19 protein-coding genes and 2 pseudogenes are annotated in these 21,732 nt (G+C 66.6%); 15 read left to right on the top strand and 6 right to left on the bottom strand.

What is annotated here, in order from left to right; genetic code table 11:
• The first annotated feature begins 14 nt into the window (after positions 1–14).
• The 8 genes and pseudogenes from ACFJIT_RS10825 to ACFJIT_RS10790 all read left to right on the top strand — a co-directional run bounded on the left by ACFJIT_RS10825 (position 15) and on the right by ACFJIT_RS10790 (position 7,269).
• Positions 15–860 carry a lytic transglycosylase domain-containing protein gene (locus ACFJIT_RS10825; protein WP_379653613.1) on the top strand — a complete coding sequence of 282 codons (846 nt, stop codon included), beginning with the start codon at positions 15–17 and terminating at the stop codon, positions 858–860.
• 80 nt (positions 861–940) lie between these two features.
• On the top strand, positions 941–1,351 hold the full coding sequence (locus tag ACFJIT_RS10820) for a TrbC/VirB2 family protein (RefSeq protein WP_379653612.1): 411 nt from the start codon (positions 941–943) through the stop codon (positions 1,349–1,351).
• A 3-nt stretch (positions 1,352–1,354) separates the two neighbouring features.
• Positions 1,355–1,666, top strand: a complete 312-nt coding sequence (locus ACFJIT_RS10815) for a type IV secretion system protein VirB3 (RefSeq protein WP_130519931.1) — start codon at positions 1,355–1,357, stop codon at positions 1,664–1,666.
• 64 nt (positions 1,667–1,730) lie between these two features.
• Positions 1,731–4,191, top strand: a pseudogene (locus ACFJIT_RS10810) (VirB4 family type IV secretion/conjugal transfer ATPase).
• 40 nt (positions 4,192–4,231) lie between these two features.
• Positions 4,232–4,978 (top strand): hypothetical protein, encoded by a 747-nt coding sequence (locus tag ACFJIT_RS10805; protein ID WP_379653611.1) that lies wholly within the window; start codon positions 4,232–4,234, stop codon positions 4,976–4,978.
• Between the two features lie 57 nt (positions 4,979–5,035).
• Positions 5,036–6,142 (top strand): type IV secretion system protein, encoded by a 1,107-nt coding sequence (locus ACFJIT_RS10800; RefSeq protein WP_286577057.1) that lies wholly within the window; start codon positions 5,036–5,038, stop codon positions 6,140–6,142.
• A 104-nt stretch (positions 6,143–6,246) separates the two neighbouring features.
• Positions 6,247–6,759, top strand: coding sequence for a DUF4189 domain-containing protein (locus ACFJIT_RS10795; protein WP_379653610.1), 513 nt, complete (start codon positions 6,247–6,249; stop codon positions 6,757–6,759).
• A 138-nt stretch (positions 6,760–6,897) separates the two neighbouring features.
• The gene (locus ACFJIT_RS10790) at positions 6,898–7,269 is read left to right on the top strand and encodes a DUF4189 domain-containing protein (RefSeq protein WP_379655762.1); all 372 of its coding nucleotides are present in this window, start codon (positions 6,898–6,900) and stop codon (positions 7,267–7,269) included.
• Between the two features lie 13 nt (positions 7,270–7,282).
• Here the strand turns inward: ACFJIT_RS10790 and ACFJIT_RS10785 are convergent, their stop codons facing one another.
• The 3 genes from ACFJIT_RS10785 to ACFJIT_RS10775 form a co-directional block, all read right to left on the bottom strand.
• Entirely contained in the window at positions 7,283–7,624 is a 342-nt protein-coding gene (locus tag ACFJIT_RS10785; RefSeq protein ID WP_130519944.1) for a lipid-A-disaccharide synthase N-terminal domain-containing protein, read from the bottom strand.
• A 3-nt stretch (positions 7,625–7,627) separates the two neighbouring features.
• Complete coding sequence (locus ACFJIT_RS10780; protein WP_379653609.1) at positions 7,628–8,350, bottom strand: glycosyltransferase family 2 protein; 723 nt, start codon at positions 8,348–8,350, stop codon at positions 7,628–7,630.
• Between the two features lie 160 nt (positions 8,351–8,510).
• A complete protein-coding gene (locus ACFJIT_RS10775; protein ID WP_379653608.1) occupies positions 8,511–10,196 on the bottom strand; it encodes an electron transfer flavoprotein-ubiquinone oxidoreductase in 1,686 nt (561 codons plus the stop codon).
• A gap of 207 nt (positions 10,197–10,403) precedes the next feature.
• Between ACFJIT_RS10775 and acnD the strand changes: the two genes are divergently transcribed.
• From acnD to hflX, 7 genes are all read left to right on the top strand, one after another.
• Positions 10,404–13,013, top strand: a complete 2,610-nt coding sequence (gene acnD / locus ACFJIT_RS10770) for a Fe/S-dependent 2-methylisocitrate dehydratase AcnD (protein WP_379653607.1) — start codon at positions 10,404–10,406, stop codon at positions 13,011–13,013.
• 16 nt (positions 13,014–13,029) lie between these two features.
• Positions 13,030–13,671 carry a hypothetical protein gene (locus ACFJIT_RS10765; protein WP_379653606.1) on the top strand — a complete coding sequence of 214 codons (642 nt, stop codon included), beginning with the start codon at positions 13,030–13,032 and terminating at the stop codon, positions 13,669–13,671.
• A 39-nt stretch (positions 13,672–13,710) separates the two neighbouring features.
• Entirely contained in the window at positions 13,711–14,898 is a 1,188-nt protein-coding gene (gene prpF / locus ACFJIT_RS10760; protein ID WP_379653605.1) for a 2-methylaconitate cis-trans isomerase PrpF, read from the top strand.
• A gap of 285 nt (positions 14,899–15,183) precedes the next feature.
• Positions 15,184–16,140, top strand: coding sequence for a tRNA (adenosine(37)-N6)-dimethylallyltransferase MiaA (miaA, locus tag ACFJIT_RS10755; RefSeq protein WP_379653604.1), 957 nt, complete (start codon positions 15,184–15,186; stop codon positions 16,138–16,140).
• Between the two features lie 149 nt (positions 16,141–16,289).
• Positions 16,290–16,574: an RNA chaperone Hfq gene (gene hfq / locus ACFJIT_RS10750; RefSeq protein WP_130533796.1), complete on the top strand. Its 285-nt coding sequence runs from the start codon at positions 16,290–16,292 to the stop codon at positions 16,572–16,574.
• A 141-nt stretch (positions 16,575–16,715) separates the two neighbouring features.
• The gene (locus ACFJIT_RS10745) at positions 16,716–17,045 is read left to right on the top strand and encodes a hypothetical protein (RefSeq protein ID WP_379653603.1); all 330 of its coding nucleotides are present in this window, start codon (positions 16,716–16,718) and stop codon (positions 17,043–17,045) included.
• On the top strand, positions 17,024–18,073 hold the full coding sequence (hflX, locus tag ACFJIT_RS10740) for a GTPase HflX (protein WP_379653602.1): 1,050 nt from the start codon (positions 17,024–17,026) through the stop codon (positions 18,071–18,073). The genes ACFJIT_RS10745 and hflX overlap by 22 nt, the downstream gene beginning before the upstream one ends.
• A gap of 18 nt (positions 18,074–18,091) precedes the next feature.
• Here the strand turns inward: hflX and ACFJIT_RS10735 are convergent, their stop codons facing one another.
• From ACFJIT_RS10735 to ACFJIT_RS10725, 3 genes and pseudogenes are all read right to left on the bottom strand, one after another.
• Entirely contained in the window at positions 18,092–18,637 is a 546-nt protein-coding gene (locus tag ACFJIT_RS10735; protein WP_379653601.1) for a phosphatase PAP2 family protein, read from the bottom strand.
• Positions 18,621–19,765 (bottom strand): annotated as a pseudogene (locus tag ACFJIT_RS10730) (glycosyltransferase family 4 protein). The gene ACFJIT_RS10735 and the pseudogene ACFJIT_RS10730 overlap by 17 nt, the downstream one beginning before the upstream one ends.
• Positions 19,766–20,422: 657 nt before the next feature.
• On the bottom strand, positions 20,423–21,673 hold the full coding sequence (locus tag ACFJIT_RS10725) for an EAL domain-containing protein (RefSeq protein WP_379653600.1): 1,251 nt from the start codon (positions 21,671–21,673) through the stop codon (positions 20,423–20,425).
• Between the last annotated feature and the right edge of the window lie 59 nt (positions 21,674–21,732).

Genomic DNA, 21,732 nt, shown 5'->3' with positions numbered 1-21,732 from the left:
CAAAGGAGGTGCGCATGCTTCCCTTCGTGGACATGATGCAGTGCCAAAACCTCGCGGTGCCCATGGACGTCATGCATCACGTGGTGCAGGTCGAGTCCTCAGCCAACCCCTATGCCATCGGCGTGGTGGGCGGGCGTCTGGTGCGCCAGCCACGTAATCTTGCCGAAGCGGTTGCGACCGCCGAGATGCTCGAAAGCCGTGGCTACAATTTCTCTGTCGGGTTGGCCCAGGTCAATCGCTACAACCTGCGCAAGTACGGGGTCGCCTCGTATGCGCAGGCCTTCGATGGTTGCGTGAATCTGCGAGCAGGCGCGCGGATTCTCTCCGAGTGCCATGCGCGCGCGCAGGGAGACTGGGGTAGCGCGTTCAGCTGTTACTACTCGGGTAACTTCACCACTGGTTACCAGCACGGTTACGTCCAGAAGATCTTCGCGTCCATCGCCGGTCAGCGCGCCGGGATGGATCCCGGCAACGCCATCCCGGTGGTGGCGACCGTGTCGCCGTCGGCCTCTCGCGCCGGGTCGGTTGCGGACACGCAAGCGCCGCTTTCGCGCCGTGTCGTGGGCCAGGACGACGGGCAGGAGACGCTTTCCAGGTCCGCCTCGCAGGACGCCGCTGCTCCTGTCGTGAGCGCGGCCCGTGACGCCGTGGCGCCTGCTGCTGCGGCCGCGCCTGGGCCTGCCCAGGCGGCGCCGTCGGCCAGCGGCGTGGTGCGATTGACCCGCAACGGGCCCGTCTTTCCCACGCCGCTGCAAGGCCAGAAGCCGGAGGCCGCGCCCGCCCAGGCGGCCGCGCCTCAGGTGGCCGACGAGGCGGGCAAGGCGCAGGGACAGGCGGGCGACAACGCATTCGTGTTCTGAGTTCCTGGCGCCGTTCTAGGGAACGGCGTCGATCCCGGGGAGGCATTCCCCCATCCCACCCTCGAAGCAAGGAGAGTCACATGGAAAAGCAAGGCAAGTTGGTCTCGACCCAGACAGCCGCGACGTGCAAGTCGCTGCTGAAGGCTGCAATTCTCCTAGGCGCAGTGTTTGCACTGCCGGCGTTCGCTCAAAACGATGGCTATGGCGAAACTGCCGACAGCGTCTGCGGCTTCTTCGGCAATGTGAACAATATTCTGACGATCGCCTCGATCGCTGTGGTGACCATCGCCGTCATTTTCGCAGGCTATCAGATCGCTTTCGCCCATAAGCGCATCGGCGATGTCGCTCCCATCCTGATCGGCGGTCTGTTGATCGGCGCGGCAGGCCAGATCGCCGCCATGGTCATGCCGAAGAACGAGAACAGCTCGAAGTGCATGACGACTGGTGCAACTGCGAGCATGATCGTGCTGCCGGTGGAACAGGTCCGCTGATCCATGCAAAAGAACATCATGTTCCGCGGCTGCACGCGCCCGGCGATGTTCATGGGCGTGCCGTATGTCCCGTTCTTCATCGGGGCAGGCGGCACGCTGCTTTTCGCGATGTACAGCGGCAACCTGCTCTGGCTGCTGGCCTTGCCTGTGGTGATCTTCGTGATGCGGCAGATGGCCAAGCGCGACGAGATGATTTTCCGCTTGATGGGGCTGCGTCTGCAGTTCCGCATGCGGACCCGCAACATCCGTCACAACGACGGTCTTTGGGTGTTTTCGCCCAACCCGTACCGGAAGAAGCCTGCCGAGCGCGAGTAGGCAGTTCGTGTTTGTGCCAGGCGCCGATCGGCGCCTGGCAGTTGCAGTAAACCAGGAAGGTCCTATGTTCAACCCCGATTCGCCCGTCAGCGAGTTCATTCCCTATTCGAGCCATGTGGCGCAGTCCGTGGTCAAGACCACGGGCGGGGACTATCTGCTGACTTGGCACCTGGGCGGTCTGCCCTTCGTCGGCCGCGAGGAGTGGGAGCTGGAGCACCGGCACAACACGTTCAACCGGATGCTGCAGACCCTGCGGGCGCCGGATTTCGTCAATGTGGCGTTCTGGGTCCACGATGTGCGTCGCCGCGGCAGCATCAAGCAACGCAGCACCTTCGCGCAGAAGTTCAACCAGCAGCTGTCCGACGATTATTTCGAGAGCCTGTCCAGTCAGAAAGTGATGCGCAACGAGATGTATCTGACGTTGCTGTATCGCCCCATCGTCGCCGGCAAGGCCTTCGTGGAGAAGAGCGGCGATCTGGAACGATTGAGGGCGATGGAAGAGCAGGCCGTCGCCAAGGTCCTGGAGCTGGCGGGCAACGTGGAAGCGGTGCTCAAGGATTATTCACCGTATCGCCTGGGCATCTACGAAGCGCGCAACGGCATCGTGTTCTCCGAGACGCTGGAGTTCCTGGGCTACATCCTGAATCGCGTGACCGAGCCGGTGCCGGTGCTGGGCGCGTCGATCAAGGACTATCTGCCGGTCAGCAAGCATCTGTTCTCGGCCAAGACCGGTGATTACATCATCGCCACGCCCAACGGCGAGAAGCACTATGGTGCGATTCTCAACGTGAAGGAGTATCCCGACGGGACCTTTCCGGGCATCCTCAATGGCTTGAAGTATCTGGACTTCGAATACGTCATCAGCCATTCCTTCAGCCCGATGGGCCGGCACGATGCGCTGAAGGTGCTCGACCGCACCAAGGGCATGATGATCTCCTCCGGCGACAAGGCAGTCAGCCAAATCGCCGAGCTCGACCATGCGATGGATCAGCTGTCTTCGGGCAACTTCGTGCTGGGCGAATACCACTTCGTGATGGCGCTGTACGCCGATAGCCAGGCGCAGCTGCAGCAGAACGTGGCTACCGCGCGGGCCGAGCTGTCCAATGCGGGCTTCGTCTCGGCCAAGGAGGACCTGGCGGTGACCGCCTCGTTCTACTCGCAGCTGCCGGCCAACTGGAAGTATCGGACGCGGCCGGCCAACATCAGTTCGCTGAACTTCCTTGGCCTCTCGCCGCTGCACAACTTCGCCACCGGCAAGAAGGACAACAATCCCTGGGGCGAGTGCATCACCACGCTGCAGACCACCAACGGGCAGCCGTACTACTTCAATTTCCACGCCACGCATCCGGCGGAAAATTCGTTCGGCGAGAAGGCCATCGCCAATACGATGGTGATCGGCAAGTCGGGTACCGGCAAGACGGCGCTGATCAACTTCCTGTTGAGCCAGGTGCAGAAGTACACGCCATCGCCGACGATCTTCTTCTTCGACAAGGATCGCGGCGCGGAGATCTTCGTTCGCGCGTGCGGCGGCAACTATCTGGCGCTGGAGAACGGCCGGCCGACCGGATTCAACCCCTTCCAGTGCGAGCGTAACGAGGCCAACGTCCAGTTCCTGGCCGATCTGGTCAAGGTGCTGGCCGGCAAGATCGCCTACACCGCGCGCGAGGAGGAGGACATCTTCCGCGCCGTCGAGAACATTCTGGACACGCCGCCGCACCTGCGGACGATGACCAACTTCCAGAAGAGCCTGCCCAACATGGGCGACGACGGATTGTATGCGCGCATCCGCAAGTGGACGGCGGGCAATTCGCTCGGCTGGGTGTTCGACAATCCGGTGGACACCATCGATCTGCAGAAAGCCAACATCATCGGCTTCGACTACACCGACATCATCGACAATCCGGAGGTCCGCGCGCCGGTCATCAACTATCTCCTGCACCGCCTGGAGGAGTTGATCGACGGCCGTCCGCTGATCTATGTCATGGACGAGTTCTGGAAGATCCTGGACGGAAAGGGCGGGCTGAAGGAGTTCGCAAAGAACAAGCAGAAGACCATCCGAAAGCAGAATGGCCTCGGGCATCTTCGCTACGCAGAGCCCCGAAGACGCGCTGGCGAGCGACATTTCCGCCGCGCTGATCGAGCAGACCGCGACCCTGATCCTGCTGCCGAATCCGAACGCCAGTCGCGAGGATTACATCGAGGGGCTCAAGCTCACCGAGGCCGAGTATCAGGTCGTCGTCAGCCTCGACGAGCGCTCACGCTGCTTCCTGGTCAAGCAGGGCCACGGCTCGGTGGTGTGCCAGCTGAACCTGCGCGGGCTCGATGATGCGCTCTCGGTGATCTCGGCCTCCACCGACAACATCGAGATCATGCACCAAGTGCTAGCGCAGCGTTCGATGCAGCTGGAGAAACCTGCGGCCGATCTGACGCCGGAAGAGTGGCTTGAGCTGTTCTATGAAAACCGCAAAGGGTCTGGCAAGGGCGGGCGTGTCGCTCACCGCGCAGGCCGCAGCGCATTAGCGTGATGACAATTCGATGAATCGTATCTGGATCCAAGGAGTTCCCATGAGCACGACTGCTATCCCTCTCCGCCGCCGGTTCCAGCGGGCGCTTCGGGCCTGCGTCTGCTTCGGCCTCTTGGCAGCCGGTGCGCCGGCGTTCGCGCAATGGCATGTCACCGATGAAACAACACAGACCAAGATTGACAACCTGAAACAGGACGTCAATGAGCGGCTGGATAAGATTTACAAGCAGAGCCATGTGAAAAGCGATGCTTACGATACAAGTAAGAACAAGACGCTCAGCCTTCAGGATGATAACGACAGCAAGATGTCGGAGCGAAACGACGCTTCCGATGTGCAGTCGTCGCGCTGCCGTGTGCAGCCCGATAACGCGGTCAGTACGGATCAAAATAAGATCTGTACGGATATGGTCACCAAGGAAATCAAACTCAACAACTACTTGGTGAAAATGCTCGAGCTGACCAAGAAGCGGCAAGAGGAGCTCAACGCGATTCTTCAGGAACGCAAGCAAATCGATACGGGGGCGGAGACCGAGTTCGGCTCCCTCGAGTCCAACACCAACAAGCTCCTGGCGCTGCAGACGCAAATCCAGATCGATCAGATGAACCTGAGGCTGACCATGGACAGCTACAGCCGCTACTTCACCGATCAGAACGCCAAATTGGCTGATCTGACGCGAGACCTTCAGCGCGGTAAAGGGTCGTCCTTTGTCGACGGCGCAGTGAGAAGCGCGCTCTTGACAGCGGCTTTGGCCGGCGCTCACTTATATCAGTCGAATGCGCAGGAATGATGCAAGTCATCTTGGCGATCGCGCGCTCGACGAAGTAGACAAGGACATCTCTTAGCCATGCCCGACTTTCTTTTCTTTCCTCTTATCTTCGAGTTCCTGCAGGAGGAGATCAATGGCTTCCAGTCCAGTCTCCTCAGCCGGTTCGCCGCGCTGTTCGGGATGCTGGCGCTCAGCCTGCTGACCATCTGGATCTTCATTCAGGGCTGGCGGGTGATGACCGGGCGTTCCCGGGAGCCGATGATGGCTCTGGTGGGGGACACGCTGAAGGCCATGCTCGTGATCGGCATCGCGACGGGCTTCGCGGGCAATTCATCGGCCTTGTACAAGAGCCTGACCTCGGGGTTGGGCGAGGCCATCTACGGCATGGTGACCAACAACGCCGATCAGAGTAACAAGGACATGTTCGAGAGCATCAACGCGAGCCTGGATGCGACCTCGCTTGCGATGAATGCGCTGACGGCGGTCAGTTCAGCCCAGACCGGCGGCGATGGCGCGCTGGAAGGCGAGTCGGGGATGTTGCGGGTCATGGTGATGTTGGGGATCGGGGGCCCTGCGATCACGGGTGGCGCGATGGTGCTGATGTACGAAGTGGGAATGGCGCTGTTCGTCGGATTGGGGCCGCTGTTCATTATTTGCCTGATGTTCGATGCGACCAAACAGTTGTTCTCGCGTTGGCTCATGTACGGTGCGGGGATGATGTTCTCGCTGGCGACGCTGTATGTGTTGTCGAACATCGCGATGAAGCTGATGATCACGGTGGCGGGCGTGCAGTGGGCGACGACGCAGTTCCAGCTAGCCAATCCAGCTGGGCTTCGAGAAGCAGCGATGCAGACGGCCGGACTGGGATTGATCCTCACGACAATGCTGATCACCTGTCCGCCAATGGCAGCCTCGTTCTTCCAGGGCATGCTGGCCAGCTTCAGCCCGTACTCGGCGATCAATGCCAATGCCCCGCAGAGTGGGCAGCCTGGCCCGAACGGGCAGCCGGCGGGTAGTTACATGCCGGCGCAGATGGGAAGGAGTTCTCAGCTCGACACCATCAAGAATGAACAAATGCAACAAGGGCGTAACGTTAATGTTCTTGGGTCAGGAAACTCAACGTTAACGGCGTCCTCTGGTTCAAAAGGTGCGCATCCGGATCCGCAGGGTTCTGGTCCCACATAGATTTATGTGTCAAGCGGTACATTACGGCCAGTGGGGATTCAGGTGAGATGGCATAATTGTATTTCTCTCGGTCATTCGAGGTGATTTGATCGGAGGAGGGCGTAGTGAAGATCTTTGGAGTCTTGATAATAAATTGCGGACTTTTCTATTGTTCGCATGCTTTTGGCCAGGATGCTGTGCAACAGCAGCAGCAACAGCAGTTCCAGGCCGAACAGAATCGACTCGGGTACTACAACCAGCAAGGCAACGAGATCGCGTTGCCGCCACGGCCTGCAGGTAAATGGATCAAGACTTGGGGCGCGATTGCCAAGGATAGTGTTGGAACTGAGGTTGGAGCATCTGTAGGCAAGTTAAGTAGGGGCGAAGCGGAGCAGGCAGCGCTCACCGCGTGCGCACGGGGCGGCGGCAGCAGTTGTAAGGCGTTATTTGCGTATCAAAACCAGTGCGTCGCCTACGCGACGGGTTTGCAGTCCAGCGGCAGGGCGTGGGAAGTACAGTCGAGTGCTAAGAACATTGAGATTGCTAGCAGCGAGGCCCTAAAAGGTTGTGCCGAGAAAAGCTCTGATTGCAAGATACTTTATACGGACTGCACCGATCCGATCTTCCAGCGCTACTAAAGGTGCAAGATTTATGGCGCGGTTGGGCCTGATTGCGGCACTAACGCTCATGGCGGCGGGCGCAGATGCACAGACGCGCTGTCCTGGCGGAGTCGCGGCCGGCTCAGTGTTGTGCCAGCCTGATTTGCCCAACTATGGATCTGGTTCGGGAAAGACCATCGTGAAGATCGTCGGCCATGGGACAAAACGTGGGGCGCGATTGCCGACAGCCCTAACTTAATCGGGGGCGTGTCAACCGGCGAGTTGTCCAAGCGGGCCGCCGAGCAGCGTGCACTGGGCGCATGCGAGGAGCGCGGCGGGCATTCATGCGTCGTGACCTTTACCTACTTCAACCAGTGCGTTGCACTGATCGATCCCAACATCCTCGGCACCTCAAACTTCGCTCAGACGGCCGATTCGATCGAGACCGCCAGTGAGCTAGGTCTTAAGTACTGTGCAGAGAAAGCCGGCCCTAAGGCGTCCTGCAAGGTGGTGTACTCCGACTGCACCATGCCCAAGTACAGGGAATAGGCATCTCCCGCGCCTAATGCGTAGCGCGATCGCGCTTCCAGCCGCGATGCTTGATGTCCAGGTGCAGGCTGTAAAGCGCGGTGAAGGCGGGGAAGAGGTTCTGCAGGACGCCGACCGAGTCCTGTTTGGCCGAGAAGATGAAGTAGGCCAGGGTCATCAGGCTGCCGACGACGCTCATGTACCAGAACAGCCGCGGGATCACAGGCTTGCCCGCGCGCTTGGAGGCGATGAACTGCACCAGCCAGCGGCCGCCGAACATCAGGGCGCCGGTGTAGCCTATGAGCTTCCAGCCGGTGATGTGGATGCCGGTCCAGAATAGGGCCTGGATCGGCTGGTCCAGCCAGTGGATTTCCATTCCTTAGAGTTCCTTCACCGCGGTGCGCTTGCTGCGGGCGATCAGCCACGCCACGCCGCGCAGGTCGCGGATGCCGACCAGGGCGCGCTGCAGGTTGTTGTACTTGGACACGCCGGCGCCGCGCGGACGATGGTTGACCGGCACGCTGATGGTCTTCCAGCCGGCGCGCTGCATTAGCGCCGGCAGGTAGCGGTGCATGTGGTCGAAGTAGGGCAGGTCGAGAAAGGCGTCGCGCTCGAACAGCTTGGTACCGCAGCCGGTGTCCGGCGTATCGTCGCGCAGCATGCGCGCGCGGATGGCGTTGGCGTAGCGCGAGGCCCACCGCTTGCTGCCGCTGTCCTTGCGGTCGACGCGCCAGCCGGCGTAGAGCTTCACCAGCGGATCGCCGGCATCGCGCGCGCGCAGCAGCTTGGGCAGATCGGCCGGGTCGTTCTGGCCATCGCCATCGAGCGTGGCGATCCACGGCGCGCGCGCGGCCTTGACGCCGGTGCGGATGGCCGTGCTCTGGCCGCTCTGTGTCTGGTGCTGCAGCACGCGCAGTTCGGGCACCTGCGCCTTGAGCGCCTGCAGCGTGGCCAGCGTGTCGTCGCGCGAATGGTCGTCAACGTAGAGGATCTCGAACGGCACCGCGCCGCGCAGGGCGGCGACGATCTCGTGGACCAGGGGAGCGGTGTTGTCGCGCTCGTTGAAGACGGGCACGACGACGGACAGGGCGGGGTTCTGCATGGGCGCATTATCCGGTTTTTGCCGGCGGGGGACGACTGGAACGCCACCTGCGCGTATCACGCGCAGGCCGGGCCGGGCGCAGTAGGCCGTGTAGCCCTGTCGGAATTCGGTCGAAGGCGCCGCCAGCGGCGGCGCGAGGTCGCGGCGCTAAGCTTCCGGCCTACATGCCCGCGTAGTTCGGGCCACCGCCGCCCTGCGGGGCGACCCAGACGATGTTCTGGGTCGGATCCTTGATGTCGCAGGTCTTGCAGTGCACGCAGTTCTGGGCGTTGATCTGCAGGCGCTGGCCGCCGCCGTCGGCGGCGACGAACTCGTAGACGCCGGCCGGGCAATAGCGCGCTTCTGGGCCCGCATAGGTCGCCAGGTTGATCTCCACCGGCACGGCCGGGTCCTTCAGCGTCAGATGCGCCGGCTGGTCCTCGTCGTGGTTGGTGCTGGACAGGAACACCGAGGATAGCCGGTCGAAGGTCAGCTGGCCGTCGGGCTTGGGGTAGGCGATCTTCTGGTGCTGGTTGGCCGGCTCCAGGCAGGCATGGTCCGGCGTGCTGTGGCGCAGCGTCCACGGCGGGTTGCGGATACCCAGCTTGGGCAGCAGCCACTGCTCGATGCCGGTCATCAGCGTGGCCAGCGTGCGGCCCTTCTTGAACCATTGCTTGAAGTTCTTGGACTGCTGCAGCTCGGCGTACAGCCAGCTGGCCTCGAAGGCCGCCGGGTAGGCGCTCAGTTCATCGCCGCTGCGGCCTTCGCCCAGCGCCGCGAACGCCGCCTCGGCGGCCAGCATGCCGGTCTTGATCGCCGCGTGGCTGCCCTTGATGCGGCTGGCGTTGAGCGTGCCGGCCTCGCAGCCGACCAGCGCGCCGCCGGGGAAGACCAGCTTGGGCAGCGACATCAGGCCGCCGGCGGTGATCGAACGGGCGCCGTAGCCGATGCGCTTGCCGCCTTCCAGGTGCTTGCGGATCGCCGGATGGGTCTTGAAGCGCTGGAACTCCTCGAACGGGCTCAGCCACGGGTTCCTGTAGTCCAGGCCCACGACCAGGCCGATGGCGACCTTGCCGTCCTCGGCGTGATAGAGGAACGAGCCGCCATAGGTGTCCGCATCCAGCGGCCAGCCGGCGGTGTGGACCACCAGGCCGGGCGTGTGCCTGGCCGGGTCGATCTGCCAGAGTTCCTTGATGCCCAGCCCATAGGCCTGCGGATCCTTGCCGGCGTCCAGCGAGAACTTGGCCAGCAGCTGGCGGCCGAGCTGGCCGCGCGAGCCCTCGGCGAAGATCGTGTACCTGGCGTGCAGTTCCATGCCCAGCTGGAACTCGGCCGTCGGCTCGCCGTCCTTGCCCAGGCCCATGTTGCCGGTGGCCACGCCCTTCACCGCGCCGGCGTCGGTGTAGAGGATCTCGGTGGCGGCGAAGCCCGGGAAGATCTCCACGCCCAACCCCTCGGCCTGGGTGCTGAGCCAGCGCGTCAGGGCGCCGAGGCTGATGATGTAGTTGCCCTGGTTGTGGAAGCACTCGGGCAGCAGCGCATGCGGGGTCGCCTTGGCGCCGGTGTCGCTGAGGAACAGGAACTGGTCCTCGGTCACCGGCTGCTTGAGCGGGGCGCCCTTTACCTTCCAGTCGGGGAACAGCTCGGTCAGCGCGCGCGGGTCCATGATCGCGCCGGACAGGATGTGGGCGCCGGGCTCGGAGCCCTTCTCCAGCACGCATACCGACACGTCGCGACCGGCCTCGGCGGCCAGCTGCTTGAGCCGGATCGCGGTGGCCAGGCCGCCCGGGCCGGCGCCGACCACCACCACGTCGTATTCCATCGATTCGCGGGGCCCGTACTGGGCGAGTAGCGCGTCGGGGGTCATCGGCTGTGCTCCATCGGCGGGGCATGGCGAAAGGGGCGTCATCATAGCGAAGCCAAACGCGCGTTTGAATTCACGCCCGGGCGCCGCAGACAGGTTGATTCTGCCGCTCAAGATTGATCAATGCATCGTGCGGTGCCAGATTGCGCCCCGGTACGGGCCACGTCCGTATCCGACGTCGTCCGCCAGATCTGATCGCAGGATCCCGCCATGAACACCGCTTACCGCACCTCGCTCCCCGGCACCGCGCTGGACTATTTCGACGCCCGCGCCGCGGTGGAAGCGCTCGTGCCGGGCGCCTGGGCAGGGCTGCCGTATACCGCGCGTGTGCATGCGGAGAACCTGGTGCGCTGCGCCGATCCGGCGCAGCTGCCGGCCTACCTGGGCCAGCTGATCGAGCGCCGGCGCGACCTGGACTTCCCGTGGTTCCCGGTGCGCGTGGTCTGCCACGACATCCTGGGCCAGACGGCGCTGGTGGATCTGGCTGGCCTGCGCGATGCCATCGCCGAGCAGGGCGGCGACCCGGCCCAGGTCAATCCGGTGGTGCCGGTGCAACTCATCGTGGACCACTCGCTGGCGGTGGAATGCGGCGGGACCGACCCGCAGGCGTTCGCCAAGAACCGCGCCATCGAGGACCGCCGCAACGCCGACCGCTTCGACTTCATCGACTGGACGGCCAAGGCGTTCCGCAACATCGAGGTGATCGGCCCGGGCAACGGGATCATGCATCAGATCAACCTGGAGAAGATGTCGCCGGTGATCTACACCCGCGACGGCGTGGCCTTCCCCGACACCTGCGTGGGCACCGACAGCCATACCCCGCACGTGGACGCGCTGGGCGTGATCGCCGTCGGCGTGGGCGGGCTGGAGGCGGAGAACGTGATGCTGGGCCGCGCCTCGTGGATGCGCCTGCCCGATATCGTCGGGGTCGAGCTGACCGGCCGCCCGGGCGAGGGCATCACCTGCACCGATATCGTGCTGGCCCTGACCGAGTTCCTGCGCAAGCAGAAGGTGGTCGGCGCCTACCTGGAGTTCTACGGCGCGGGCGCGGCGACGCTGAGCATCGGCGACCGCGCGACCATCTCCAACATGTGCCCCGAGTACGGCGCCACCGCTGCGCTGTTCCACATCGACGACCAGACCCTGGACTACCTGCGCCTGACCGGCCGCGAAGAGGCGCAGGTGCGGCTGGTGGAGACCTACGCGCGCACCGCCGGGATCTGGGTCGACGACCTGGTCAGTGCGCAGTACGAGCGCGTGCTGCAGTTCGATCTGTCCACGGTCGATCGCACCCTGGCCGGCCCGTCCAACCCGCATCGGCGCCTGCCCACCCGCGCGCTGGCCGAGCGCGGCATCGCGGTGGACCTGGACAAGGCGCGCGCGGAGGAGGCCAACGGCCTGATGCCCGACGGCGCGGTGGTCATCGCGGCGATCACCAGCTGCACCAACACCTCCAATCCGCGCAACGTCATCGCCGCCGCGCTGCTGGCGCGCAACGCCAACGCGCGCGGGCTCACGCGCAAGCCGTGGGTCAAGACCTCGCTGGCGCCCGGTTCCAAGGCGGTGCAGCTGTATCTGGAGGAATCGGGACTGCTGCCTGAGCTGGAGCGGCTGGGCTTCGGCATCGTCGCCTTCGCCTGCACCACCTGCAACGGCATGAGCGGCGCGCTGGACCCGAAGATCCAGCAGGAGATCATCGAGCGCGATCTGTACGCCACCGCGGTGCTCAGCGGTAACCGCAACTTCGACGGCCGCATCCATCCTTATGCCAAGCAGGCCTTCCTGGCCTCGCCGGCACTGGTGATCGCCTATGCCATCGCTGGCACGGTGCGCTTCGACATCGAGAAGGACGCGCTGGGCTTCGACGCCGACGGACAGCCGATCACGCTCAAGGACCTGTGGCCTTCGGATGCGGAGGTGGACGCGGTGGTCAAGGCCAGCGTCAAGCCCGAGCAGTTCCGCAAGGTCTACGGGCCGATGTTCGACGTGCGCGTCGAACACGGGCAGAAGATCAGCCCGCTCTACGACTGGCGGCCGATGAGCACCTACATCCGTCGCCCGCCGTATTGGGAGGGCGCGCTGGCCGGCGCGCGCACGCTGCGCGGCATGCGTCCGCTGGCGCTGCTGGGCGACAACATCACCACCGATCATCTCTCGCCGTCCAACGCCATCCTGGCCAGCAGCGCGGCCGGGGAATACCTGGCGCGCATGGGCGTGCCGGAGGAGGACTTCAACTCCTACGCCACCCATCGCGGCGACCATCTCACCGCGCAGCGCGCGACCTTCGCCAACCCCAAGCTGCTCAACGAGATGGCGGTGATCGACGGGGTGGAGACGCAGGGCTCGCTGGCGCGGATCGAACCCGATGGCCGGGTGGTGCGCATGTGGGAGGCCATCGAGACCTACATGCAGCGCGGCCAGCCGCTGATCATCATCGCCGGCGCCGACTACGGCCAGGGCAGTTCGCGCGACTGGGCCGCCAAGGGCGTGCGTCTGGCGGGGGTGGAGGCGATCGTGGCCGAGGGCTTCGAGCGCATCCACCGCACCAACCTGATCGGCATGGGCGTGCTGCCGCTGGAATTCCTGCCCGGCACCGACCGGCGCACGCTGCGTCTGGACGGCACCGAGACCTACGATGTCCTCGGCCAGCGCGCGCCGCGCGCCACGCTGACGCTGGTGATCCACCGCAAGGACGGCAGTACGGAACAGGTGCCCGTGCGCTGCCGGCTGGACTCGGACGAAGAGGTGTCCATCTACGAAGCTGGCGGCGTGCTGCAGCGCTTCGCCCAGGACTTCCTCGAGTCGTCCAAGGCGGCCTGAGCGCGTGCTGACCACCATGCGACCGCAGCCTCCCGCGCCGCCGCCAGGTCAGCTGCTCGACCGGCTGTGGAGCAAGGAAATGGGCGGCGATCGCCTGCTGTTCATCGCCCGCCCCGACGCGGCGATGCGCGAGGTCTTCGATGTCGCCACGCGCGAGCAGGGCATCCAGGCGGCCACGGGGCTGGCGATGTTCCCGCTGGTCAACTGGCACCAGACGCTGTCGGATCGCTTCATCGATTCACCGCAGACACGCGCGCTGCTGCTGCAGGCCGGTCAGGCCGTGCAGGCGCGCGGCTTCCTGCTGTCGCTGGACCAGCTGCGGGTGAGCCCCAACGCGCGCGCCAGCGCCAATATCGAGCTGTGCTGTTCGCAGCCGGTCAATGCGCTGAAGGAACTGCTGCTCGCGCTGAAGCTGGCCATCGCCGACCAGGGGCTGTTGACCAGTCGCAAGGGCCACCGCCCGCACGTGACGCTGAGCTATCGCTACGACCTCGAGGCCCGGCGCCAGCGCATCAAGCCGATCCGCGCGATCGACTGGCCGATCGAGAGTTTCGAGCTGGCCATCGGCAGCGGCGATCCCTACCGCTACCGGACCCTGTCGCGCTGGACGCTGGCGCCCGCCGCGACGCAGCCCGTGCAGGCGGCCTTTTCCCTCTGATGCAACGCGTGCCGCGCGCACGCTGAAAGGATGTCCCCCATGTCGCATGTTCCGCAGATCAGGATCCCCGCCACCTACCTGCGCGGTGGCACCTCCAAGGGCGTGTTCTTCCGCCTGCAGGACCTGCCCGAGCGCGCGCAGGCGCCCGGCGCGGCGCGCGATGCGCTGCTGCTGCGGGTGATCGGCAGCCCCGATCCGTACGGCAAGCAGATCGACGGCATGGGCGGCGCGACGTCCAGCACCAGCAAGGCGGTGATCGTCTCGCGCAGCGCGCGCGCCGACCACGACGTGGACTATCTGTTCGGCCAGGTGTCCATCGACAGCGCCTTCGTGGACTGGTCGGGCAACTGCGGCAATCTGTCGGCGGCGGTGGGGCCGTTCGCCATCGCCTCCGGCCTGATCGATCCGGCGAAGGTGCCGCGCGATGGCCTGTGCACGGTGCGCATCTGGCAGGCCAACATCGGCAAGACCATCGTCGCCCACGTGCCCATCACCGACGGGCAGGTGCAGGAGACCGGCGACTTCGAACTCGACGGCGTGACATTCCCGGCGGCCGAGGTGCAGCTGGAGTTCCTCGATCCGGCCGACGACGGCGAGGACGGCGGCGCGATGTTCCCCACCGGACACGTGGTCGACACCCTGGAGGTGCCCGGCGTGGGCAGCTTCCAGGCCACGCTGATCAATGCCGGCATCCCGACGATCTTCCTCGACGCCGCGGCGCTGGGGTACACCGGCAGCGAGCTGCAGGGCGCGATCAACGAGGACGCCGCGGCCCTGGCGCGGCTGGAGACCATCCGCGCCCACGGCGCGCTGCGCATGGGCCTGATCCGGACGCTGGACGAGGCCGCCCGGCGCCAGCACACGCCCAAGCTGGCCTTCGTCGCGCCGGCCGAGACCTACGTCGCCTCCAGCGGCAGGACCGTCGAGGCCAGCGAGATCGACCTGCGCGTGCGCGCGATGTCGATGGGCAAGCTGCACCACGCGATGATGGGCACCGCCGCGGTCGCCATCGGCACGGCGGCGGCGATTCCCGGCACGCTGGTCAACCTGGCCGCCGGCGGCGGGCCGCGCAGCGCGGTGCGCTTCGGCCACCCTTCCGGCACCCTGCGCGTGGGCGCCGAGGCGCAGCAGGTCGAGGGCCAGTGGCAGGTCACCAAGGCCCTCATGAGCCGCAGCGCGCGCGTGCTGATGGAAGGCTGGGTACGCGTCCCCGGCGACAGCTTCTGACGGCCCGCGCGCCGGCGCGTTCTTTTTGTCGGAGCTGTCTCTTCAAATCGCGTCGCGCTCTCCTTGTAGAGCGGAGCTTGCTCCGCTGGGGTTTTCCCGATGATCGGGCCGAAGGGCAGCGGAGCAAGCTCCGCTCTACAGGTGGAGGGCGCCCTGTCGGCCAACGGCGGCGAAGGGCTTTCGCGGAAAACCTTCAGCCCCGCCATCATCGGCTTCAGGAAGCGGGTGATCGCCCGGCGCCCAGCGCAATGGACCCCTCGCCCGACACCCCGCAGACTGTCGCGCATGTCGAACCTGCTGCTGCCGCCTGCCATCGCCTTGCTCGGGCCCACCGCCTCGGGCAAGTCCGCGCTGGCCCTGGACTGGGCGCAGCGGCTGGGCGGGGAGATCGTCAGCGTCGATTCGGCGCTGGTCTATCGCGGCCTGGACATCGGCGCGGCCAAGCCCAGCGCCGAGGAGCGGGCGCAGGTGCCGCATCATCTGATCGATGTGCGCGATCCCTGGCAGACCTACTCGGCGGCGGACTTCGCGCTCGAGGCACGCGCCGCGCTTGAGGCCATCCTCGCGCGCGGCCGCATCCCGATCCTGGCCGGCGGCACCGGCCTGTACTTCCAGGCGCTGACCGAGGGCCTGGCGGCCATGCCGCAGGCCGATCCCGAGCTGCGCGCCACGCTTGCCGCCGAGGCCACCGCGCAGGGCTGGCCCGCGCTGCATGCGCAGCTGGCGCAGGTCGACCCCTTGGCGGCGGCCCGGATCAAGCCGACCGATCCGCAGCGCATCCAGCGCGCGCTGGAGGTCTACCGCCTCAGCGGCAAGCCGATCAGCGCCTGGCAGGCCGAGGGCCGCGGCGACGCGCGGCTGCCCGTGCGCCTGCTCAAGCTGGCCCTGGCGCCGGCCGACCGCGCGGTACTGCACACGCGCATCGCGCAGCGCTTCGACGCGATGCTCGCGGCCGGATTCCTCGATGAAGTGCGCGCGCTGCGGGCCCTGCCGCAGATGCAGGCCGCCCCGGCGCCCCTGGACCTGCCGGCGGTGCGCGCGGTCGGCTATCGCCAGGCCTGGGAATTCCTGGACGGGCAGGGCAGCGCGGAGGACTTCCGCGAACGCGCCATCGCCGCCACCCGCCAGCTGGCCAAGCGCCAGTCCACCTGGCTGCGCGCGCGCCACGACCTGCGCTGGTTCGACCCGGCGACCCAGCGCGCCGGGCTGGAGGACGCGCTGGCGCTGTTCCTGGGCCGCTGAGCCGCCTTGCCGCGAAAACCGCGACATGGCGTCTGGTCAATCCGCCGGCCTTGTGTAATATCCCGTGACCGGCCGCGGTTCGGGGAGCAGTCACCGCGCCGGCCCATTACAAGAACAGTCCCATCGAAAGAATGGGCGGGAGCATTCGCATGTCCAAGGGGCAATCCCTGCAGGATCCTTTCCTCAACGCGCTGCGCCGCGAGCGGGTTCCGGTGTCGGTCTATCTGGTCAACGGCATCAAGCTGCAGGGGACGATCGAGTCCTTCGACCAGTTCGTGGTACTGCTGCGCAATACCGTGAGCCAGATGGTCTACAAGCACGCCATCTCCACCGTGGTGCCGGCGCGCAACGTGCGCGTGGGGCCTGGCGGCGGCTATGTGCAGCCAGGTGCCGACGGCGCCGAGCCCTCGTCTGACGAGGCCGAGGACGAGTAGTCGTCAGAGGCGCCCGGTTCAGGCCGGGCGTCCATTGGTCGGAACGCGCATCGCCTCGCGTCCGCCAGCGGTTGAAGCGGGGCATCGTCGCCACCATGCTGTGGCCTTAGCCCGTGATTGCCGTGACCGATGCCGACTGAGTTGTTCGAACGTTCCCGCCGGGGCGAGCACGCCCTGCTGATCCAGCCGGTGCGCGGCGGAACCGCCGCCGCCTCCAGCGACGAGGATGCCGCCGAGGAGTTCACCGAGCTGGCGCGCTCGGCCGGCGCCACCATCGCCGCCCTGGTCACCGCCCGCGCCGACCGGCCCAGCCCCTCCACCTTCATCGGCAGCGGCAAGCTGGACGAGGTCAAGGCCGCGGCCGATGCCACCGGCGCCGACCTGATCCTGGTCAACCACGCCCTGACTCCGGCCAGGAGCGCAACCTGGAAAAGGCCCTGGAGCGCCGCGTGCTGGACCGCACCGGGCTGATCCTGGACATCTTCGCCCAGCGCGCGCGCAGCCACGAGGGCAAGCTGCAGGTCGAACTGGCCCAGCTCAAGCACATCGCCACGCGCCTGGTGCGTGGCTGGACCCACCTTGAGCGCCAGCGCGGCGGCTCCATCGGCCTGCGCGGCCCGGGTGAGACCCAGCTGGAAACCGACCGCCGCCTGCTGCAGAAGCGCGTGGACCAGCTGCAGAAGCGGCTGGAAAAGGTCGAGGTGCAGCACACCCAGATGCGCCGGGCGCGCGTGCGCAGCGAGCTGCCGCGCGTGGCGCTGGTCGGCTACACCAACGCCGGCAAGTCGACCCTGTTCAACGCGCTGACCGGCGCGGAGGCGTATGCGGCCGACCAGCTGTTCGCCACCCTGGATCCGACCGTGCGCCGAGTGAATCTGGCCGGCGGCGCGGTGGTGCTGGCCGACACGGTCGGCTTCGTGCGCGATCTGCCGCATGAGCTGGTCGCCGCGTTCCGCTCCACCCTGTCCGAGGCGCGCGAGGCCGACCTGCTGCTGCACGTGGTCGACGCGGCCGATCCGCTGCGCGAGGAGCGCATGGCCCAGGTCGACCTGGTGTTGAACGAGATCGGCGCCGGCGACATACCGCAGCTGCTGGTGTTCAACAAGATCGACCGCATCGAGGGCGCGCAGCCGCGCCACGACGCGCCCGAGGGCGCGCTGGACGAGACCACAGAACCGGGCACGTTGGGCCTGGCGCGCGAGCGGGTGTGGATCTCGGCGCGCGACGGCGTGGGCCTGGATCTGCTGCAGGACGCGCTGGCCCAGCGCCTGGGCCTGGAGCGCATCCGCGGCGAGGTGCTGCTGCCGTCCAGCGCGGGCCGGCTGCGCGCGCGCCTGTTCGACCTGGAAGCCGTGCGCGGCGAAGCCCACGAAGAAGCCGGCTGGCGCCTGACCCTGGACATGGCGCGCAGCGACGCGCAGAAGCTGCTCTCCCAGCCCGGCGGCGAGGCCCTGCGCCCGCTGCTGCCGGCGGTGGAAGTGGAGCAGTGGGAAGCCTGAGCGGCGTGTAAGACGCGCTCAGACGAACAGGCTGACGCCCGGCACCACCCACAGCGCCAGCGCGGCCAGGCCGACGCCGATCACGGTGGCGGCCAGCACGTCGCTGGGGTAGTGCAGGCCCAGCACCACGCGCGAGGTCGCCACGCAGGCGGTGAAGGGCAGCAGCAGCGGCGCCAGCGCCGGATAGTGCGCCAGCGCCACCACGGTGAAGGCCACCGCATGCAGCGTGTGGCCCGAGGGGAAGGAGAACTCGTCCAGCGGCGCCACCCAGGCCTGGATGCGCACGTCCGAGGCGAACGGCCGCGGCCGCCGGGTCCAGCGCTTGAGGCCCTTGTACAGCACCAGCGCGATCGCACCGGTCGCCGCCAGGTGCGCCGCCGCCGCCAGGCCATGCCAGCCGTCGAACACGATCAGCGCGCCCATCAGCGCGTACCAGAACACGCCATCGCCCAGGCGGCTGACGACGGCGAAGAAGCGCCGCACATCGCTGCGGCGACCGCGGCGATTGGCCAGCAAGCACACGCGCGCTTCGCGCGGCAGCGAGAGTTCAGACGGCGAGCGCATCGGCGGACTCCTCCTTGCGGGAATGGGCGAGCCCGGCGAGCAGGGCATCGAAATCCGCGGCCACCTGGGCCGGCTGCAGCGCCTGGACCGCCTGGTGCGCCGCGGCGCCCATCGCGCGCAGGCGCTGCGCATCGCCGCCCAGTTCCAGCACCGCCGCGACGAACTGCGCGTCGTCGCCGACCGCCGCCCCGTGCAGGCCATTGCGCAGATGCTCGTGCGCGGCGCCGGAGTCGAAGGCCACCGTGGCCAGGCCGCTGGCCATCGCCTCCAGGGTCACGTTGCCGAAGGTCTCGCTGCGGCTGGGGAACACGAACAGGTCGGCGCTGGCGTAGTGTCGCGCCAGCTCGACGCCGCGCTGCACGCCGCAGAACACGAAGTCCGGATTGGCCTGCTGCAGCGCCGCCCGCTCGGGACCATCGCCGACCCAGACCATGCGCGCCTGCGGGACGCGGGCCTGCAGTTCGCGGAAGGCCTGGACCGCCAGGCCAGGTTCTTTTCTGCCGCGATGCGACCCACCGACAGCAGCACCGGCGTGGCCTCGCCGGCGCCCCACAGCGCGCGCAGCGCGTCGCTGCGCAAGCCCGGATGGAACTGGCCGGTATCCACCGCGCGCGCCAGCCGCTTGACCTTGCCGAAGCCCTGACCTTGCAGCCACTGCGCCAACTCGTGGGTCGGCACCAGCGTGGCGTCACCGCGGTTGTGGAAGCGGCGCATCCAGCCCAGCGCGACCGGCTGCAGCCAGGGCAGGCCGTAGTCGCCCATGTAGTGGTCGAAGCGCGTGTGGAAGCCGGTCGCCACCGGAATGCCCAGACGCTGGGCCGCGCGCAGCGCCGACCAGCCCAGCGGGCCCTCGGTCGCCACGTAGATCGCGTCGGGCGCGAAGGCGCGGAAGTGCTCCTTCAGCTGCAGCGGCGCCGGCAGGCCGAAGCGCAGGCCGGGATAGCGCGGCAGACCCGCACCGCGCACCAGCACGGTGTCCTGCGCGGTCTGCGCCGCGCCGTCCTGACGCGGGCGCACCACGCTGACGTGGTGGCCGCGCTGGCGCAGGCCTTCTTCCAGACCCTGCACGGTCAAGGCGACGCCGTTGACTTCCGGCGGATAGGTCTCGGTGACGATGACATAGCGCATGGGCGCCTCCCGGGTTTGACATAGGGTGGGAGGTGCGGATGCAGCGTCGATGTCAGTGCGATGTCAGTTGCATGAAAGCCACCACGGTCGCCGTGACCCTGTGGGGCCTATGGGATCTGTGGGATCTGTGGAGCCGCCATGGCGGCGATGGGCTTTACCGGTAAAGCCTTCGCCGCCATTGGCCGAAAAGGCCACAAGGGCGGCTCCCACAAGGGCGGTGACTGACAGGCGCCAGCCACTTTCTACCGTCATTCCCGCGAAGGCGGGAATCGGGGATTTTCGCGCGGTGGATCGAGGCGCTGGGTTCCCGCGTTCGCGGGAACGACGGGTGTGGGTTTCCTCAGGAAGGAAAGTTTGACTCCTGGGTACAGCTGGGAGGGCCGAGAAAGCGCGGAAAGCCCGTCGCCGCCACGGGCGGCCCCCACCTGTAGAGCGGAGCTTGCTCCACTGCTCTTCGTTCAGTTCGTGGGAAAGGCCCCAGCGGAGTCCCCAAGAGGGGATTGCCACAAGCTCCGCTCTACAGGCAGACGGCCGCGAGATTTGAGGAGACAGTCGCCCCCACCGACCTCTTCCCTTTCGCGCAGCGAAGCGGAACCCGAAATCGTCTCGTCGCGGGTGCAGGCGCGCGCAGCCGCCCGGCGAGCGTCGCGGCGGCCTTCAGCCGAGCACGGCGTCGGGCTGCAGCAGTGCGCGCAGATCGTCGTGCTTGAGCGGATGGGACAGGTAGTAGCCCTGGCCCTGGCCGACGCCCAGCGATTGCAGCGCCTCGAGCTCCTCGCGTGTCTCGATGCCTTCGGCGGTGACGTGACTGCCGGTCTGGCGGCCGAAGCCGACCAGCGCCGCGGCCATCGCCTGGCGCGCGCGGTCGTGGTCGATATCGCGCGTCAGGCTGATGTCCATCTTGATGATCTCGGGGTGCAGCGTGAGGATGTGGCGCATGCTGGAGTAACCGGCGCCCGCATCGTCCACCGCGAAGCGCACGCCGGCCGCGCGCAGATGCTTGATGGTCGTCTGCAGCGCCGGATAGTCCTCCACCAGCGCATGCTCGGTCAGCTCCAGCACCAGCCGGCCGGCATCGATCACATCCAGATGGCCCAGGATGTTCTGCGTGACCAGGGTCTGCGGCGAGATGTTGACCGAGACATAGAAGTCGCCCGGCATGCCGCGCAGGCCCTGCAGCGCGGTCAGCATGGCGTTGATCTCCAGGCGCATGCCCAGGCCGATCTCGTTGGCCTCGTTGAACCACACGTCGGGCGAGCGCTTGGGTTCCATGTCGAAGCGCGACAGGCATTCCACGCCGATCAGGGCGCGGTCGTGCAGACGGTAGATGGGCTGGTACACCGTGCGCGGCTGACCCATCTCCAGCACGCCGCTGATGCGCCGCAGCTTCTCGTTGTGCAGCCGCACCGCATCGATGTCGCCTTGGACCTGTAGGGAGACCAACTGGGCCAGGGCGCGCATCACGTGCAGGTCGCGCTCGTCCAGCCCCGGCTTGGCCTCGAAACTGAAGCAGCAGAACGTGCCGTACACGCTGCCGTCGGAAAGCCGGATCGGCACGCTGATGTGCGAGCCGATCGGCACGCTCATGGTTTCCGGCAGCCCCATCGCCTCGGGCAGGAGGGAGGTGTCGGGAATCAGCGATGGCAGGCGACCATCGACCACCCGCGGACAGTAGCCAGCCTCCATCGGCATGGAATCGCCGCGGCTGAGCACCACACGCCCAGTGGGATTGATGACGTGGCGGAACACGCGGTCGCGCGAGCCGAACTCGGACACGAACGCCACGTCCATCTGCAGATGTTCGCGCATGACGCCCAGGATCTGCTCGATGTTGCGGTCGATCGAAACCGACGCCGACGCGATCTGCGTCAGCACGCGCTGGATAAGGTCTTCCGAGTTGTTGTGCACGATGCATGCCCTCTTGGACGTTGCCCAAGGCAAGGTGCGAGCGGGATTACGGCACTGCC

The organism is Pseudoxanthomonas sp. UC19_8 (assembly GCF_042700505.1).
Lineage (GTDB): Bacteria > Pseudomonadota > Gammaproteobacteria > Xanthomonadales > Xanthomonadaceae > Pseudoxanthomonas_A > Pseudoxanthomonas_A winnipegensis.
This window is presented reverse-complemented; position numbering and strand designations above follow the sequence as displayed.

What these genes read in the sequence shown, in the direction of transcription:
- ACFJIT_RS10825 (WP_379653613.1), top strand. Translation starts at nt 15, where the DNA reads ATGCTTCCCTTCGTGGACATGATGCAGTGCCAAAACCTCGCGGTGCCC.
- ACFJIT_RS10820 (WP_379653612.1), top strand. Translation starts at nt 941, where the DNA reads ATGGAAAAGCAAGGCAAGTTGGTCTCGACCCAGACAGCCGCGACGTGC.
- ACFJIT_RS10815 (WP_130519931.1), top strand. Translation starts at nt 1,355, where the DNA reads ATGCAAAAGAACATCATGTTCCGCGGCTGCACGCGCCCGGCGATGTTC.
- ACFJIT_RS10805 (WP_379653611.1), top strand. Translation starts at nt 4,232, where the DNA reads ATGAGCACGACTGCTATCCCTCTCCGCCGCCGGTTCCAGCGGGCGCTT.
- ACFJIT_RS10800 (WP_286577057.1), top strand. Translation starts at nt 5,036, where the DNA reads ATGCCCGACTTTCTTTTCTTTCCTCTTATCTTCGAGTTCCTGCAGGAG.
- ACFJIT_RS10785 (WP_130519944.1), bottom strand. Translation starts at nt 7,624, where the DNA reads ATGGAAATCCACTGGCTGGACCAGCCGATCCAGGCCCTATTCTGGACC.
- ACFJIT_RS10780 (WP_379653609.1), bottom strand. Translation starts at nt 8,350, where the DNA reads ATGCAGAACCCCGCCCTGTCCGTCGTCGTGCCCGTCTTCAACGAGCGC.
- ACFJIT_RS10775 (WP_379653608.1), bottom strand. Translation starts at nt 10,196, where the DNA reads ATGACCCCCGACGCGCTACTCGCCCAGTACGGGCCCCGCGAATCGATG.
- acnD (WP_379653607.1), top strand. Translation starts at nt 10,404, where the DNA reads ATGAACACCGCTTACCGCACCTCGCTCCCCGGCACCGCGCTGGACTAT.
- ACFJIT_RS10765 (WP_379653606.1), top strand. Translation starts at nt 13,030, where the DNA reads ATGCGACCGCAGCCTCCCGCGCCGCCGCCAGGTCAGCTGCTCGACCGG.
- prpF (WP_379653605.1), top strand. Translation starts at nt 13,711, where the DNA reads ATGTCGCATGTTCCGCAGATCAGGATCCCCGCCACCTACCTGCGCGGT.
- miaA (WP_379653604.1), top strand. Translation starts at nt 15,184, where the DNA reads ATGTCGAACCTGCTGCTGCCGCCTGCCATCGCCTTGCTCGGGCCCACC.
- hfq (WP_130533796.1), top strand. Translation starts at nt 16,290, where the DNA reads ATGTCCAAGGGGCAATCCCTGCAGGATCCTTTCCTCAACGCGCTGCGC.
- ACFJIT_RS10735 (WP_379653601.1), bottom strand. Translation starts at nt 18,637, where the DNA reads ATGCGCTCGCCGTCTGAACTCTCGCTGCCGCGCGAAGCGCGCGTGTGC.